Source organism: Wenjunlia vitaminophila DSM 41686, assembly GCF_000380165.1.
Taxonomy (GTDB): domain Bacteria; phylum Actinomycetota; class Actinomycetes; order Streptomycetales; family Streptomycetaceae; genus Wenjunlia; species Wenjunlia vitaminophila.
Genome location: NZ_KB904691.1, coordinates 170269 through 185081, shown reverse-complemented (window position 1 = coordinate 185081; position 14813 = coordinate 170269). Strand labels below are relative to the sequence as shown.

The window sequence follows — 14813 nt, the reverse complement described above, 5'->3', positions numbered from 1 at the left end:
GGGCCGGGCTCGGCTCGGACGTGCTTCGCGCGGGTGGGTGGTTCCGCGCCTATCGGGTGCCGGTGCTCGGGCCGCGCTGGTTCAGCCGGTCGGCCGCGCGCTCGTTGAGGACGGTGGCGAGCCGGCGCGCCCTGGTGGCCGCGGTGCGGTCCCGCGGCGCGGCTCGGGACCCCTCGAGGGGACGGCTCGGGCCCTCGTCGGCCCGCGGCAGCATCCGGGCGAACAGCCGGTTCATCCGGGTGGTGAGCACCGGGGCCACCCCGTGCAGCCGGGCGCCGGTCCTGGCCAGCGGGGTCAGCACCACGCGGGGCCGGCGCCGGGCGACGGCGGTGACGATGCGGCCGGCGGCTCGTTCGGCGTTCATCGACAGCAGGGGCAACCCGGCCAGGGTGGAGAACCAAGCGAACTCGCGTTCGGCGTTGCCCGTGAACCGTGCGTGCAGGTGGGACCCGGTCCGCATCAGCCCCGGGTGCACCGCGGTGACGCTGACCCCGTACCTCGCCTGTTCCTCGTGCAGCCCCTCGGCGAGGGTGCCCACGGCGGCCTTGGCACAGGAGTACGGCAACAGGTGCGGCACCGCCAGCAGCCCGCCGATGGAGCCGATGAGCGCCAGACGACCCCCGGCGGGACTCTCGCGCAGGTACGGCAACGACTCCAACGAGGTGTACAGGGCGCCCAGGAAGATCGAGTCCAGGGCGTCGTGGAACTCCCGCGCGCCGAGGACGCCGACCGGGCCCACCTGGATGATCCCGGCGTTGCCGATCACGATGTCCAGTCCGCCCTGTTCCCGCGCCGTGCCGGTGACCAGGCCCCGCACCTGGTTCTGGTCCCTGACGTCGCACACGGCGGTGCGCACCTCGGCGCCGTCGGAACGCAGCAGCTCGGCGGCCTCCGCCAGCTCGTGGGGGTCGCGGGCCGCGATGGTGACCCGGCAGCCGCGGCCCGCCAACTCCCGGGCCAGCAGCAGACCGAGTCCCCGGGAACCTCCGGTGACCAGGGCGGAGAGCCCGTTCAGCTCCCGCATCCCGCACCTCCTTCAGCGTCTTCACCCGCCGGGCTGGTCGGTGGACCGGGCGGGCCGGACCCTCCGGGTGCCCAGGACGGGTGCGTCCATGCGGTGGGTGGCATGCCCCGGCGGAGCGGGGGGTACCCCAGGGCCCACCGATCTGGAGACCGACCCTGGAGGGACGTCACATGACCGACCGGCGTTCGGAAGAACCGGCATCGCACGCCGGGGCGGTGCCCCGAGACCTACCGGACCAGCAGGCCGGTGGCACCATCGGCCGCGCTGACCCGTGGGACCCCGATCCCGGGCTCCCCGAGCCGCCCGGCGACGACGACGAGCGGACGCGCCGCGGACGGGGCGCCGGGCGCGACTCCCGGCTGGCCCAGGGCGACACGGACGCCGACGAGCCCATCGACTGACCACCCCCGGACGTGCCCGTGCCCCTGCCCCGGGCCGCGCGGCCCGGGGCGGGGACACGTCCGCGCTCCACGCCGGTACGACCGGCGCCGTCCCCGGGCAGCCGGCGTCCCGGGACCAGGGGAGTCAGCGGCGTTCTCGGAGGAACTCCACCACCGTCGGACGGTCCGCACGCAGGGCGCCCAGCCACGCCCTCCGCACGTCGCCGGGCTCCTCCACCCGGGTGCCGTAGAGCCCGAGGGACCGGGCGAACTCCGCGTACGACGCCCCGGGGAGCCAGCGTGCCCGCCCGGACCCCGGCGTGCCACGCCGAGTGTGCCCCCCGCCGCCGGCCGGGTCGGTGCCGTGGCCGTTCCAGACCGCGACGACTAGCCGGGGGTCGAACCACTCCCGGTAGCACCGCGCCGCGGTGACCAGCTCGGTGAGGCCGTCCGGGTGCCCGGTGACGTCGCTGACCAGGGCGATGGCAGGGCGGTCAGGCTCCGCGAACTTCGCGCCGATGGCGCAGGGCACCACCGAGCCCGCGACTGACCGGGTTACGACGACGCAGCCCCGCAGGGCGCCGCGGACCCGGAGGTGGTGGGCGTACCAGGTGGCGGCCGGGCCGGAGTCGGCACAGACCACCGCGTCCGCGGGGAGCAGCGGGTCCAGGGCGTGCACCGGGTGTTCCGGGTCGAGCGGGTGTGCGGGGGCCGTGGCGCGGCGTTCCAGGGCTGTCCGCCACCGCTCCGCGTTCCGCTCCACCGCGTGCTGCCAGAGCCGGTCGTCCGTGCGGCGCAGCAGCGGCAGCAGGGCGGCCAGGGTCACGCGGACGTCCCCGGTCAGGTCCACGCCGTGCGGGTGCCGTGCCCCGGGGGGACCTGGGGCACGGCAGATCCGTACCTCACGCCCCGGGCCGCACCCGGCGGGGAACCGGTCCTCGGGGGCGGTGGCGCCGATGGTGAGCAGCGTGTCGCAGTCCCGGAGCAGCTCCCGGCTCGGCCGGGTCCCCGCCGGGCCGGCGGTGCCGGTGACCCAGGGGAGGACGTCGGAGAGCGCGTCCTTGCCGAGCAGGGTCTTGGCTACGCCCGCCCCCAGCGTCTCGGCGGTCCGGCGCACCTCCTCGGCGGCACCCCGGGCGTCCGGTCCGACGAGGATCGCCACCCGCCGCCCCGAGTTGAGCACCTCAGCGGCGTTCTCCAGGTCCTGTCCCGCGGCGGCTGCCGGTGTCCCCCGGGGCCGTTGGCTCCACGGACACCCGGGGGGCTCCGGCCAGCCGGGGGCCGCGTCGCGTTCCTGCATCTCCGCGTCCACCAGCACCGCGGTGGGGCCACGGTGCTCGCGGGCGGTGCGCACCGCCTCGTCGATGACGTCGGGCACCCGCTCCGGAGCGGTCACCGTCCGGCAGCGCACCGGGGCGACGCCTTCCGGGAGCGCCAGCAGGTCCGAGGCGCGGTCACCGGCGCCGTCCGGCGTGTCGCCGCGGGCCCGCCCGAGCAGCACGACGACCGGCACCCGGGCGAGTGCCGCGTCGTACAGGCCGTCCAGCGGGTGGACCGGGCCGGGTGCGCGACTCGCCGCGCACACCCCCGTCTTCCCGGAGAACCGGGCATGGCCGACGGCCTCGAGCACGGCTGTGGCCCCGGTCCCGGCCCGCACCAGGTGGGGGCGGTTTCCGGCGCGTACCCAGGCGGCGGCGAACCCCTTGAGGCCCTCTCCCGGATGGGCGAACACGTGGTCGATGTCCCATGCGCGCAGGCGGCGCAGCACGTGGTCGGAAACCTTGGCGTTCATGCGGCGGGTTCCTGGTGCGGTCGGCCCCGGGCCGGGGGAGGGCTGGCCGTGGCCGGGCGCCGCCTCAGAGGGTGAGCTGGGGGAGGATCTTGGTGCGGTAGAAGTCGAAGAAGCCGCGGTGGTCCGGACCGATCTGGTTGATGTAGACGGTGTCGAACCCGGCGTCGGTGAACGACTGGAGCCAGGCGAGGTGTTCGTCCACGTCGTCCCCGCAGACCACCGACTCGGCCACGGTCTCCTCGGTGACCATGGTGCACGCCTGCTCGATGTGTTGCGGCGTGGGCAGCACCTGGGGGAGCTCGCCCGGGAGGTGGTCGTTGGGCCAGATCCGGTGCGCGGTGCGCACCGCCTCGTCCCGGTCGGTGCCCCAGCAGACCTTGGTGCCGCCGTGTACCGGCTTTCCCTTGCCGCCGCTCTTCCGGTACCGGGCGACCAGGTCCGCGTCCGGTGCCATGGTGATCAGACCGTCCCCGATCCGTCCGGCCAGCGCGACGGCGCTGGAGCCCAGGCCGGAGATGTCGATCGGCACCGGCTCCTCGGGAAGCGTGTGGAGCTGCGCGTTCTCCACGGTGTAGTGCTTGCCGTGGTGGGTGACCTCCTCGCCGGAGAAGAGGCGACGGATCACCGTCACGGCCTCCTCGACCATCTCCAGGCGCATCGACGCCGGTGGCCAGGGCCCGCCCACCACGTGCTCGTTCAGGGCCTCGCCGCTGCCGATGCCGAGGCGGAACGATCCTTCGAGCATCACGCCGCAGGTGGCCGCGGCCTGTGCCACCACCGCAGGGTGGGTGCGCACCGTGGGACAGGTCACCGCGGTCTCCACGGGGAGCGAGGTGACCTGGGAGAGCCCACCGATCACCGACCAGACGAACGGGCTCTCGCCCTGGGTCCTGGTCCACGGGTGGTAGTGGTCGGAGATCCACAGTGCCTCGAATCCTGCCTGCTCGGCCATCCTGGCCTGCTCCAGCAGGTCCCGCGGAGTGGATGTCTCACTGGAAAGGAAGTAGCCGAACGAGGTCATAGGGGTCCTGACGTCGTGACGCTGGGCATGACAGCCCCGTATGGGGGTCGGGTAACCGGCCGGGGCGTGCCGGAAACCTGGCCGCCCGGGTGGGCCGCACGGGTGGCCCGTGGTGCCGGAGCCCGGAGCGAGGCGGAACCGGCGGTGGCCCTGGCCGGCCGGCGGGCCGCCCTCAGTGCACCACCCGGCCGCCCACCACCGTGCGGCGGACCGTGCCGTCCGGCCGGAGCGCCACCAGGTCGCCGCGCCTGCCGGGCGCGAGCGCACCCCGGTCGGTGAGCCGGAGCGCCCGGGCCGGGGCATCAGTGATCAGGTCCACCGCCTCCGGCAGCGGCAGCGCGGTGTCCAGCACCGCGGGCCACAGCGCCTCCGGGTAGTAGTCGCTGACCAGAACGTCGAGGGTGGACGCGGCCAGTGCCTGCCGGGCACTGAGCGCCCCCCGGGTGACCCGCCGCAGCAGCAGGCTGGGCGCGCCCATGGCGACCACCATCCCCGCGGGGCCCGCCGCGCGGGCGGTGTGCACGGTGGCTGGGAACTGGGCGATCGTGGTGCCGAGCGCCGCCGCCCTGGCGATGGTCTCCGGCGACTCCGGGTGGTGCCAGGCCAGGGGCACGTGGGCACGCCGGGCCGCGGCGGCGAGGCGTTCCAGCCGCTCCTCGTGCGAGGTGTCGGGCGTCGCCTCCCCGTCGTGGTCCGCGGTGGTCACCGGTGCCGGTTCCGCGCGGTCCGCGCACCCACAGGAGTCGGTGGCGGTGGGCCACCCGAGCGGCGAACCGGCCAGCACCGAGAGCACGGCCACCCCGCCGCGGCGGAGTAAGTGTTCGGCCGCGACGACGTTCTCGTCACCCGCGGCGAGCACCCGCAGGTGCAGCCGGTGGTCCACCCGTGGGTCGGCGAGTCCGCGCAGCTCGTGGCCGAGCGCCTCGACGCTGGCCCGGTCGTGCAGCCCGTCCTTCTCGCTGGTGAGGCTGAGCGCCGTGCACGCGGTGGTCACACCGGCTGCCGCGAGACGCTGGTCCAGGGCCCGCACGGCGACGGTGAGGGGCATGCGGGCGCCCGGCCTCGGCTCGGCGAATCGTTCCGCTGCATCCCCGTGCAGGTCCACGGCCCCGGGCACCAGCAGCGATCGACTGCCGAGGTCGTGGGCGCCGGTGACCCGTCGGGGGACCACCGCCTCGATCACCCCGTCGTCGTCCACGATCACCGTTCCCGGGCTCACGACCCGGTCCTGGGCGACCGCCGCGCCCGCGGTCCACATGGTGGTCATGACCTCACCGCCGTCTCGGTCGTCGCAGCCTCGGCCGGGCCCGGTGACACGCCGAGACCGGCCCGTCACAGCAATGAAGCCTAGGTTTGCCATCTGGGGCACATACCAGGTCCACAGGGCCCGTGGTCATGGGAAAGCCGCTCGAGCGTTCGTCGTCAACATCCTTGCGCTCACCGGTCGTTCATCACATCCTGCTCAGCTACCACGGAAGACGCGTCAGGCGGCGCTCCACTCGCCGTCCCACCGCCACCCGTCGCAGTCCGACGAACTGACAGGGAGACACCCGATGACCCCAAAGCCCAGTGCCCACCGCACGACACCGGGAGCCGGCAGGCCCAGGTGGCTCGGCACGGTCGCGGCGGTGACCCTGGCCGTCCCCGCGCTGGTCGCCGTTCCCGCCACGGCCGCCACGGCGTCCCCCGGCTCACCCGGCACCCCCGCGGACGGTGCCGCCGCGGAGCGGCCCGGTGGCCTCGGACCGACCGTCACGGTCCGCAGGGACGGCCCCGGCCGCGTGCTCCCCGTGTTCGCCCGGCACGACGGGCCGGCGGTGTTGTCGGTGACCGCGTCGGCGCCCGGGGTCTCCTGGCAGCGCCCGGGCGCCGAGTCCGCGGTGGTCACCGTGTCGGTGGACGGGCGTTACGTCACTGACCTGGTGATCCCCACGGACCGCCCGGTCGCCCGTGAGTTCACCGTGGGCCGGCTCGGCGCCGGCCCGCACCTGGTGCGGCTGCGGTTCGCGGACGACCGTTCCCCGCTGGGCGCCACCGAGGCCCGGGTCTCGGACGTACGGCTGCGGACGCCGTCGCCCGGCAGCACCGAGGCCCTGGTGCAGCGGCACGCCCCCGTGGTCTACGGGCGGGGGCTGTCCGAACTCGGCGGGCCGTTCCAGAACAGCACCACCGACACGCCGCTGCTCGCCTACCACGAGGTGCTCCCCGCGGCCACCCCCGGCCACCGGGTCCTGAAGTACACGGTGATCTGGAGCAACGAGGACGGCGGCACCAACACCCCGGGGCTCATGGCCCGCTGGGGCAGGACCACCGACATCGAGTGGGCCTACCAGGTCGAGGTTGACGGGCGGGGCGACCGGGTGCCCGGCACGGCGGTGTACCAGGCGCCCAACCACCAGACGCTGCACTACAAGGGCGTCTTCGAGGGTGACCGCCCCCGGCTCGAGACCTGCACCTCCAACAACAACCTGTGCGACACGATCAGCAACCCGATGCGCTTCTCGCTGTCCCCGACACAGTCGCTGCCCGGGGGGGAGCCCCGCGAGCACCTGATGGACACCAACCCCTGGACCTACTCGGTGATGGCCCAGGAGATGCTGCGGGAGGGCAGGCTGGAGACACCGTCGAACCCGGACACGGGTGAGGTGGGTGACCTGCGCACCTACCTGTACGTCGCGGTGACCCACACGGCGTCGCCGGCCGACCAGACCGGCGCGGTGGGACTCGCGGTCGGGGTGCGGCTGCGCGGCGACGACCGGCTGTACACCTCGCACCACGGCGTGCCGCTCGGCTCCCTCAACCGGGACGGCGCGGCGGCGACCACCGTGGAGCTGCCGGCCGGCACCGGCCCGGACGACGTCACCGAGATCGTCGCGCTGCGCTCGCCGATCGTGGAGACCGGGGCTGCGCTCAGCGTCACCCGGGTCAGCCGGGCCTTCTTCCTCGGTGAGGACTACCTCCCGCAGCCGTCGTTCGCCGAGTGGACCGGCGAGCAGGTGTTGACCACCGCTCGGCCGCAGGCGGTGCTCTGGACCCGGGGGAACTGACCCCGAGGCGCTGTCGGCGGGCCACCACGTGGCCCGCCGACAGCGACCGTTCGGGTCCGGGGTGGGAGCCGGCCACGCGCCGCCGCGGTCGTCCGACCGCTGTCGGGGTGCGGCGCGGCGCGGGCGGGGCCCCTCCGCGTGGAGGGCGGGGGTGGCCCCGCGGCACCTGCCCCGCCGTCGAGCTACGCGCGTCAACCCGAGGGTGTGGACCGCTGCGCGCGCGCCCGGGCAGCGGCGTCCCACCACCCGGGGCCGGTTCGGCGCCGGGTGGGTCGGTGGGCCGGGCCGTGTGCCGGGCCTGAGGGGATTATGCATGTTCGTCCCCCGCCTCCTGGTCGCCCGTCACATCCGCCCCAAGGAGACCAGAGCCAGGGGTGAGGCACAACTCCCTTGAGTAGCACGGGAGTTGAATGATGAGGCGGATGGGTGGTCAAGGGCATCGCCCTGGTTTGTGCACAATGGCCGTCAACAGACGAAGAGTCCCACCTCAGTCCCGTGCGGAAGGCTTCCCAGCTCCATGGCACCCAACACCGTGGCCAGTGGCCGCGACATCGGAATGGACCTCGGCACCGCGAACACCGTGGTGCACGTCAACGGCCGGGGCATCGTGCTCAACGAGCCCTCGGTGGTGGCCGTGCACCACGACACCGGAGGTGTGCTCGCGGTGGGCGCGGAGGCCAAGCGGATGGTCGGTCGCACCCCGGGCCACATCATCGCCTCACGGCCCCTGCGGGACGGCGTGATCGCGGACTACGAGGTGGCCGAACGCATGATGCGGTACTTCGTGCGCAAGGCCCGCCCCAGCCGGTTCTTCCGCCCCAGAGTGGTGGTGTGCGTGCCGATGGGCGCCACCGGCGTGGAGCGCAGGGCCATCATCGAGGCCACCCGGGAGGCCGGGGCGCGCTCGGTGCACCTGATCGAGGAACCCCTGGCCGCCGCCATCGGCGCCGACCTGCCGGTGCACGAGGCCGCGGGCAGCATGGTGGTGGACATCGGCGGGGGAACCACCGACGCGGCCGTGATCTCACTCGGGGGCATCGTCGTCGCCGAGTCGGTGCGGATCGCCGGCGACAAGCTCGACGAGGCCATCGCCCAGGCGGTGCGCCGGGAACACGGCCTGCTGGTCGGTGAACGCACCGCCGAGGCGATCAAGCTCGGCATCGGATCGGTCCACGTCGACGGCCCGGTGGCTCCCGAGGACGCCGAGGAACTCGCGGCCACCCTGCCGGTGCGCGGGCGTGACCAGGCCAGTGGTCTGCCCCGGACGGTGGTGGTCGGTGTCAAGGAGATCCAGCTCGCCATCGAGGACCTGGTCGGTGCCATCGTCCAGACGGTGAAGAAGGCGCTGGACCGGTGCCCCCCGGAACTCGCCGGCGACCTCATGGAGCGCGGCATCGTCCTCACCGGCGGTGGCGCCCTGCTGCGTCACCTGGACCGTCGGATCAGCCAGGAGACGGGCATGCCCGTGCTGATCGCCGCGCAGCCCCTGCTCTGCGTCGCCCTCGGTTCCGGGATGTGCCTCAGCCACCTGCCGCTGGACGACGCCCCGGACCGCCTCCGGGCCCACTGACCGACCGCCCCGCTCCCCGTTCGGCCGCGGCGACGTTCTCCTTCACCCGAAGGAAGCTGTCCGGGGTGACCGAGACGGTGTCGATGCCGGCGCCCACCAGGAGGCGGGCGAAGTCCGGGTCGTCGCTCGGGCGCTGGCCGCACAGGCCGACCTTGCGGCCCTTGCCGTGCGCTTCGGCGATGAGCGTCCCGATGCTGCGGATCACCGACGGGTCGCGCTCGTCGAACAACTCCGACAACTGTTCGGAGTCCCGGTCGACGCCGATGGTGAGCTGGGTGAGGTCGTTGCTCCCGATGGAGAAGCCGTCGAAGCGGTCGGCGAACTGGTCGGCGAGGATGATGTTGGAGGGGATCTCCGCCATCACGAAGGTCTCCAGCCCGTCGCGCCCCCGGACCAGGCCGTGCTCGGCCATGGTCGCCAGGACCCGGTCCGCTTCCCCCAGGGTGCGGCAGAACGGGATCATCACCACCGTGTTGGTCAGACCCATGGTGTTCCTGACCCGGTGGACGGCGCGGCACTCGAGGCCGAAACCGGCCCGGTAGCCCTCGCTGTAGTAGCGGCTGGCACCCCGCCAGCCGAGCATGGGGTTCTCCTCCGGGGGTTCGAACTCCTGCCCACCGATCAGCTTGGCGTACTCGTTGGTCTTGAAGTCGCTCATCCGGACGATGACCGGCTTCGGCCACCAGGCCGCGGCGATGCGGGCCATCCCGTGGGCCAGCCGCTCGACGAAGAACTCCGCCTTGTCGTCGTAGCCGTGGGTCAGCTCGGCGATCAGGTCCCGGGCGGCGGCGTCGCGCAGGTCGTCGAAGTGGACCAGGGCCATCGGGTGGATCTTGATGTGGTTGTTGACGATGAACTCCATCCGGGCCAGGCCGACGCCGTCCGCGGGAAGCCGCCACCACCGGAAGGCGGCCGAGGGATTGGCGATGTTCAGCATGACCCCGGTGGCCGTGGACGGGACCTCGGAGAGATCGATCTCGCGCTCGTCGAAGTCGAGGACGCCCCCGTACACGACCCCTTCCTCCCCCTCGGCGCAGCAGACGGTGACCTCCTGCCCGTCGGTCAGGGCGGCCGTGGCGTTCCCGGTGCCGACGACCGCCGCCACCCCGAGCTCGCGGCTGACGATGGCGGCGTGTGAGGTGCGACCGCCGTGGTCGGTGACGATGGCCGCCGCCCGTTTCATGATCGGTTCCCAGTCCGGGTCGGTGGCGCCGGTGACGAGCACGGCGCCGTCCTGGAAGCGGCCGATCTCGTCGGCGCTGCGCAGGTTGCAGACCTTCCCTGCGGCGATGGCGTCGCCGACCGCGAGGCCGCCGACCAGTCGTGTGCCGTGTTCCTTCAGCTCGTAGGAGCGCAGGGTGCCGGCCTCCTTGCGGGCCTGCACGGTCTCCGGCCGCGCCTGGACGACGTGCAGGTCCCCGGTGAACCCGTCCTTGGCCCACTCGATGTCCATCGGCCGGCCGTAGTGCTCCTCGATGGCCACGGCCCACCTGGCCAGTTGCAGGATCTCCTGGTCGTCCAGGACGTACGCGGCCTGTTCGTGGGGGGTGGTCCCCACGGTCGCGGTGGGGCCGTCCCCGGACCTGGAGTACACGACCTTGGTTTCCTTGCTGCCGGCCGTCTTGGAGATCACCGGAGTGAGGTCCGTCCGGTCGAGCAGGGGTTTGAACACCTGGTACTCGTCCGGGTCGACGGTGCCCGAGACGACGGACTCGCCCAGCCCCCAGGAGGCGTTGACCAGGACCACGCGCGGGAAGCCGCTGTCGGTGTCCAGGGTGAACGCCACCCCGGCCCCGGCCTTGTCGGAGCGGACCATCCGCTGCACGCCGACGGAGAGCGCCACCTGGAGGTGGTCGACGCCCTGGTGTTCCCGGTAGCTGATCGCCCGGTCGGTGAACAGCGACGCGTAGCAGCGCTTGCAGGCGTCCAGCAGCGCGGCCTCACCGCTGATGCCGAGGAAGGTCTCCTGCTGGCCGGCGAAGCTCGCTTCGGGCAGGTCCTCCGCGGTGGCACTGGAGCGCACCGCCACGTCCGGGTCCTCCCGGCGCAGGGTGGCGCCGAGTTCCCGGTAGGCGTCCCCGATGGCGTCGGCGAGCCGTCGTGGGAGTTCGGCCTCCCGGAACGCCCGTCGGATCTCCGCGCCCACCTCGGCCAGTTCGGCGCCCCGGTGGAGGGCGTCGATCTGCTCGCTGACCCGGTCGCGCAGGCCGCTCTCCTCCAGGAACTCCCGGTAGGCGCGCGCGGTGGTGGCGAATCCGCCCGGGACCGGGACGCCCTGCGAGGCGAGGTGCCGGATCATCTCCCCGAGGGAGGCGTTCTTGCCGCCGACCACGGCCGTGTCCCGCGCCGAGACGTCCTCGAACGCTCTGACCAGATCGTGACCGGAGTGCTGCTCAGCCATGGTGTCTTCCTTACCTCCGGCGGCCACCGCCGGCCCGGGGGACGCCTCCGGAAGGGCCGTGCCGTTCTCGGGGCGGGCGGGCGTCTCCGGCCGGTCCCGCGCTCCCGGCGGGCGGCCGTCGGCTCGTGTGCCCCTGTGAGGTACCCGGTGGTGCGCCCCGCATGCTTCGTTGACGCCGGCCGGGGCCGTCCGGGCACACCGGCCGGCCCTCGTTCCCCGGCCGTCAGGGCCCGCAGGACCCGGCGGCGGCCGTTCCGCGGCGGCGTGCGAGCATGATCGCAGTTGAGGTACGGGGGTGGCGTCATGGACACGGAACGGACTCTGGCGGGGCTGCTCGACGCCGCGGCCACGGGGCGGTTCCCGCCGGCTGACGGGGCGGTGACCGTGGTCCCGCAGCCCAACCGGCGCGACGCCGGGGTGATCGCCTTCACGGCTCACTCGGTGGTGTTCACCGACGAGGACCCGGCCTGGGTGCGGGCGACCCTGGCCGCCCTGGACTGCGACGAACTCGCCGCCACGATGAACACCAGGTTCCTCACCGCGTTGCTCGAAAGGACCGGACGGACCACCGACACCATCGACCTGCTGACGGTGGCCACCGCGCTGCCGGGGGACCCGCCGATCGGGCTGCGTCGGATCGTGGACCGGGAGCACCCCCGGGTGGTGCGGGCCCGGCAGCGCCGCGACGAGGTGGCGGTCTGGGCCGCCGAAGGCGGGCTGCTGGTGCTGGGCCGGGGCGTGGCCGGGCGCTGGGAAGCCGCGGTCGAGGTGGAGGAGACGGCGCGCCACCGCGGCCTCGGCCGGGCCCTGGCGACCGCGGCGCGCCACCTGGTCCCGGCCGGGGAACCGGTGTGGTCCCAGCAGGCGGCGGGCAACGCGCGCAGCGTCCGCGCCTTCCAGGCGGCGGGGTTCCGGCCGGTCGGCGCGGAGGCGCTGTTCCTGCCCCGTCCCAGGACCTCAACACCCGCCTGAGCCGACGGCGCGGAGCCCGGCCGCGGTGCGCGCACGCGTGCCCGGTTACCCTGCCGGGCATGTCCGCCCTTCGCCTCTCCGCGCTCCGCCCCACCCCCGACGAGGTCGCCGAGGTCGTCGCCCTGTACGCGAGCAACCCGGAGTACCTGCGCGCGGCGGGCGAGTACGATCCCTCGGACATCCCGGTCGCCCGGGTCGAGGCCGACCTGCGGGCGGAGGTCGGCACGGAGGGCTGTGCGGTGCTGCTCGCCCGCGACGCCGAGGACCGCGCGGTCGGCCTGCTCTCCCTGCTCCACCGGCACCCCGGGGACGGCTACCCCTGGATCGGGCTGCTGATGGTCCACGGTGAGCTGCGCCGTCGGGGCGTCGGCAGGCAGCTCGTGGCCCTCGTTGAGGAACGGTTCCGTGACCAGGGCGGGGACGGGGTCCGCCTGGCCGTCCTGGAGAACAATCCGACGGCCTGGACCTTCTGGAACTCCCTGGGCTGGAGGGAGGTCGACCGCCGGCTCGACATCCAGCACGGCCGGCCCTGCGTCGTCATGCACAAGGAGCTGGTCTGAGTCCCGTGACCAGTGCGGAGCCCGCCGGCGCTACCCGGCGGCCCGGGTGGTCTGCGGGTCGGTGATCCCCCCGGGACACGCCAGGTGGGCGGGGTCCCAGCCGGCGAGGTCCGCCGCGGCGGCGTAGACCGACTCGAAGAAGTCCAGGACCTGGTTCCAGGCGTCCTTCTCCCGGCGGACGTCGTCGTAGTCGAGGACCGCCAGGTGGCTGGAGTCCTGGGGGATCCAGCGGGCGCTCGCCGGGTGCAGCGGTCGATCGGCGAGGCCGGCGGGTTCGGGCGCCGCGTAGGAGTAGAACGTCGGCCGGGGGAGTTTGTCGTCCCCGAACCAGAACCCCGAGCTGATCACCGCCCTGGAGTACGCCTCCCTGGTCACCGGGTCCACCGACGTCGGCTGGTCCACCCGCTGTTCGGAGAAGCGGGTCACCGCGATGTCGAAGGTGTGCCAGAAGTGGTGCACCGGGCTGATCTTCCCGGAGAAGCCGGACGCGAACTGTTCGAGCAGCAGGTTGACCTGGCTGAGCACCTGCCAGTACCGGTTCACCCAGAACGGGTCGTAGGCGGCGTGCGCGGTGTCCTGCTCGAACGGGCGGTCCTGGTCGGGCAGGTCGAAGGGGTGCGGGAGGGTGATGACCGGCCGCACGCCGATCGCCTCCAGGGTGTTCAGGGTGTTCCGGTAGAACCCGGAGACCGACTGGCCCATCAGCGGGAACGACGCGGTGCGGCCGTCCACGGAGCGGGCGATCAGCAGGTGGTCGACGAAGTCGAAGTCGATGGTGAAGATCGGGTTCCCGTCCACCAGACCCATCGGGCGGGTGGTCATGCCCCGGCCGGTCAGGTGGTAGGCCACGTTCCACCAGTGGTTGCGCCGCACGCTGCTCGCCAGCCGGATCTTTCCGATCACCTGGGCGAAACGGTGCAGTGTCTCCTTGGAATCCCGCCACTCGGACAACGGGATCGGGGGGAAGAGTTCCACGCGGGGGCTCCCTCCTGGTGCTGGGAGGCGGACTCGTTCGCTCGCCGTGCGCACACCCGCGGCGAGCGCCCCCTCCCGAGCCTAGGGAGGCGGTGCGGCCCGCGCATCCGGGGGAGGGACGGGCCGTCGCCACCCGGCCCGTCCGGGTGCGACCGGGTCACAGCCGTGCCGCGAGGGCCGGGTTAAGGAGTCCGCCCAGCACGTCCCCGTCCCGCTCGGCCCGGGCGACGACCTGGTCCGGGTCGAACGCGAGCTGCTCCGGGTCGGTGCAGGAGGCGACTTCCTCCCAGGTGACCGGGGCGGAGACCGCGGGCGTGCCGCGGGCCCGCAGGGTGTAGGGCGCCGCGGTGGTCTTGGCGGAGGCGTTCTGGCTCCAGTCCACGAAGACCTTGCCTGGACGCAGGGCCTTGGCCATCCGGTGCACCACCAGGTCGCCGTGGCCGGCCTCGAGCCGCCGGGCCAGCGCCCTGGCGTAGTCGGTGACCCGTGCCGCCGGCACGTCGGCGAGCGGTGCGTACAGGTGCAGTCCCTTGGCGCCACTGGTCTTGGCCCAGCAGACCAGGCCGTCCTCGGCCAGCGCCGCACGGACCAGCAGCGCCACCCGGCAGCAGGCCACCAGGTCCATGCCCGGACCGGGGTCGAGGTCGATGACCAGCCGGTCGTGGACCTCGGGGGTGCTGTCCCGCCACTGCGGCACGTGCAGCTCGAGCGCCGCGAGGTTCGCCATCGCCATCAGTGACGGCAGGTCGTCCACCGAGACGTGGCGCCGCGCCCCCGCGCCGCTGGGCACCGGGACCGTCGGCACCCACTGCGGCAGGCCGGGCGGGGGCTGTTTGATGTAGAAGCGCTCCCCGTCCACCCCGTCCGGGAACCGGAGGAAGGAGGCCGGGCGCCGTCGCAGGTGGGGCAGCATCACCGGGGCGATCCGGGCGTAGTAGTGCAGGGCCTCCGCCTTGGTGGTCCCGGTCCGCGGCCACAGCACCTTGTCCAGGTTGGACAGGACCAGACGGCGGCCGTCCACTGTCGTCACGGTCCGCTCCGGCATAACCTGAAGGTCCCCAAGGAGGGACA

Annotated in this window: 12 protein-coding genes; 5 read left to right on the top strand and 7 right to left on the bottom strand. The window is 73.6% G+C overall.

What is annotated here, in order from left to right:
• Positions 1–49: 49 nt before the first annotated feature.
• The gene (locus A3IG_RS0120535; RefSeq protein WP_018385475.1) at positions 50–1024 is read right to left on the bottom strand and encodes an SDR family NAD(P)-dependent oxidoreductase; all 975 of its coding nucleotides are present in this window, start codon (positions 1022–1024) and stop codon (positions 50–52) included.
• Between the two features lie 170 nt (positions 1025–1194).
• On the opposite strand from A3IG_RS0120535, the gene A3IG_RS30660 reads away from it, so the two are divergent.
• Entirely contained in the window at positions 1195–1425 is a 231-nt protein-coding gene (locus A3IG_RS30660; protein WP_018385474.1) for a hypothetical protein, read from the top strand.
• A gap of 124 nt (positions 1426–1549) precedes the next feature.
• Here A3IG_RS30660 and A3IG_RS35755 read toward each other — a convergent pair whose 3' ends face one another.
• The 3 genes from A3IG_RS35755 to A3IG_RS32050 form a co-directional block, all read right to left on the bottom strand.
• A complete protein-coding gene (locus tag A3IG_RS35755; protein WP_018385473.1) occupies positions 1550–3196 on the bottom strand; it encodes a thiamine pyrophosphate-binding protein in 1647 nt (548 codons plus the stop codon).
• Positions 3197–3260: 64 nt separating this feature from the next.
• Positions 3261–4217 (bottom strand): LLM class F420-dependent oxidoreductase, encoded by a 957-nt coding sequence (locus A3IG_RS0120520; RefSeq protein ID WP_018385472.1) that lies wholly within the window; start codon positions 4215–4217, stop codon positions 3261–3263.
• Between the two features lie 172 nt (positions 4218–4389).
• A complete protein-coding gene (locus A3IG_RS32050; RefSeq protein WP_018385471.1) occupies positions 4390–5484 on the bottom strand; it encodes an amidohydrolase family protein in 1095 nt (364 codons plus the stop codon).
• Between the two features lie 286 nt (positions 5485–5770).
• Here A3IG_RS32050 and A3IG_RS0120510 point away from each other — a divergent pair, with 286 nt between their 5' ends.
• Together A3IG_RS0120510 and A3IG_RS0120505 are read left to right on the top strand one after the other, a co-directional pair.
• Positions 5771–7264 carry a hypothetical protein gene (locus A3IG_RS0120510; protein ID WP_157862259.1) on the top strand — a complete coding sequence of 498 codons (1494 nt, stop codon included), beginning with the start codon at positions 5771–5773 and terminating at the stop codon, positions 7262–7264.
• Between the two features lie 517 nt (positions 7265–7781).
• A complete protein-coding gene (locus tag A3IG_RS0120505) occupies positions 7782–8834 on the top strand; it encodes a rod shape-determining protein (RefSeq protein WP_018385469.1) in 1053 nt (350 codons plus the stop codon).
• Here the strand turns inward: A3IG_RS0120505 and ppsA are convergent.
• A complete protein-coding gene (ppsA, locus tag A3IG_RS0120500) occupies positions 8785–11235 on the bottom strand; it encodes a phosphoenolpyruvate synthase (protein WP_018385468.1) in 2451 nt (816 codons plus the stop codon). The genes A3IG_RS0120505 and ppsA overlap by 50 nt on opposite strands.
• 303 nt (positions 11236–11538) lie before the next feature.
• Between ppsA and A3IG_RS0120495 the strand changes: the two genes are divergently transcribed.
• Together A3IG_RS0120495 and A3IG_RS0120490 are read left to right on the top strand one after the other, a co-directional pair.
• Positions 11539–12207 carry a GNAT family N-acetyltransferase gene (locus tag A3IG_RS0120495; protein ID WP_018385467.1) on the top strand — a complete coding sequence of 223 codons (669 nt, stop codon included), beginning with the start codon at positions 11539–11541 and terminating at the stop codon, positions 12205–12207.
• Positions 12208–12266: 59 nt separating this feature from the next.
• Positions 12267–12767 (top strand): GNAT family N-acetyltransferase, encoded by a 501-nt coding sequence (locus A3IG_RS0120490; RefSeq protein WP_018385466.1) that lies wholly within the window; start codon positions 12267–12269, stop codon positions 12765–12767.
• 30 nt (positions 12768–12797) lie between these two features.
• On the opposite strand, the gene A3IG_RS0120485 is transcribed toward A3IG_RS0120490, so the two are convergent.
• Positions 12798–13742 (bottom strand): DUF5996 family protein, encoded by a 945-nt coding sequence (locus tag A3IG_RS0120485; protein WP_018385465.1) that lies wholly within the window; start codon positions 13740–13742, stop codon positions 12798–12800.
• Between the two features lie 157 nt (positions 13743–13899).
• Positions 13900–14787, bottom strand: coding sequence for a non-homologous end-joining DNA ligase (gene ligD / locus A3IG_RS0120480; protein ID WP_018385464.1), 888 nt, complete (start codon positions 14785–14787; stop codon positions 13900–13902).
• Positions 14788–14813: the final 26 nt, after the last annotated feature.

What these genes read in the sequence shown, in the direction of transcription:
- A3IG_RS0120535 (WP_018385475.1), bottom strand. Translation starts at nt 1,024, where the DNA reads ATGCGGGAGCTGAACGGGCTCTCCGCCCTGGTCACCGGAGGTTCCCGG.
- A3IG_RS30660 (WP_018385474.1), top strand. Translation starts at nt 1,195, where the DNA reads ATGACCGACCGGCGTTCGGAAGAACCGGCATCGCACGCCGGGGCGGTG.
- A3IG_RS35755 (WP_018385473.1), bottom strand. Translation starts at nt 3,196, where the DNA reads ATGAACGCCAAGGTTTCCGACCACGTGCTGCGCCGCCTGCGCGCATGG.
- A3IG_RS0120520 (WP_018385472.1), bottom strand. Translation starts at nt 4,217, where the DNA reads ATGACCTCGTTCGGCTACTTCCTTTCCAGTGAGACATCCACTCCGCGG.
- A3IG_RS32050 (WP_018385471.1), bottom strand. Translation starts at nt 5,484, where the DNA reads ATGACCACCATGTGGACCGCGGGCGCGGCGGTCGCCCAGGACCGGGTC.
- A3IG_RS0120510 (WP_157862259.1), top strand. Translation starts at nt 5,771, where the DNA reads ATGACCCCAAAGCCCAGTGCCCACCGCACGACACCGGGAGCCGGCAGG.
- A3IG_RS0120505 (WP_018385469.1), top strand. Translation starts at nt 7,782, where the DNA reads ATGGCACCCAACACCGTGGCCAGTGGCCGCGACATCGGAATGGACCTC.
- ppsA (WP_018385468.1), bottom strand. Translation starts at nt 11,235, where the DNA reads ATGGCTGAGCAGCACTCCGGTCACGATCTGGTCAGAGCGTTCGAGGAC.
- A3IG_RS0120495 (WP_018385467.1), top strand. Translation starts at nt 11,539, where the DNA reads ATGGACACGGAACGGACTCTGGCGGGGCTGCTCGACGCCGCGGCCACG.
- A3IG_RS0120490 (WP_018385466.1), top strand. Translation starts at nt 12,267, where the DNA reads ATGTCCGCCCTTCGCCTCTCCGCGCTCCGCCCCACCCCCGACGAGGTC.
- ligD (WP_018385464.1), bottom strand. Translation starts at nt 14,787, where the DNA reads ATGCCGGAGCGGACCGTGACGACAGTGGACGGCCGCCGTCTGGTCCTG.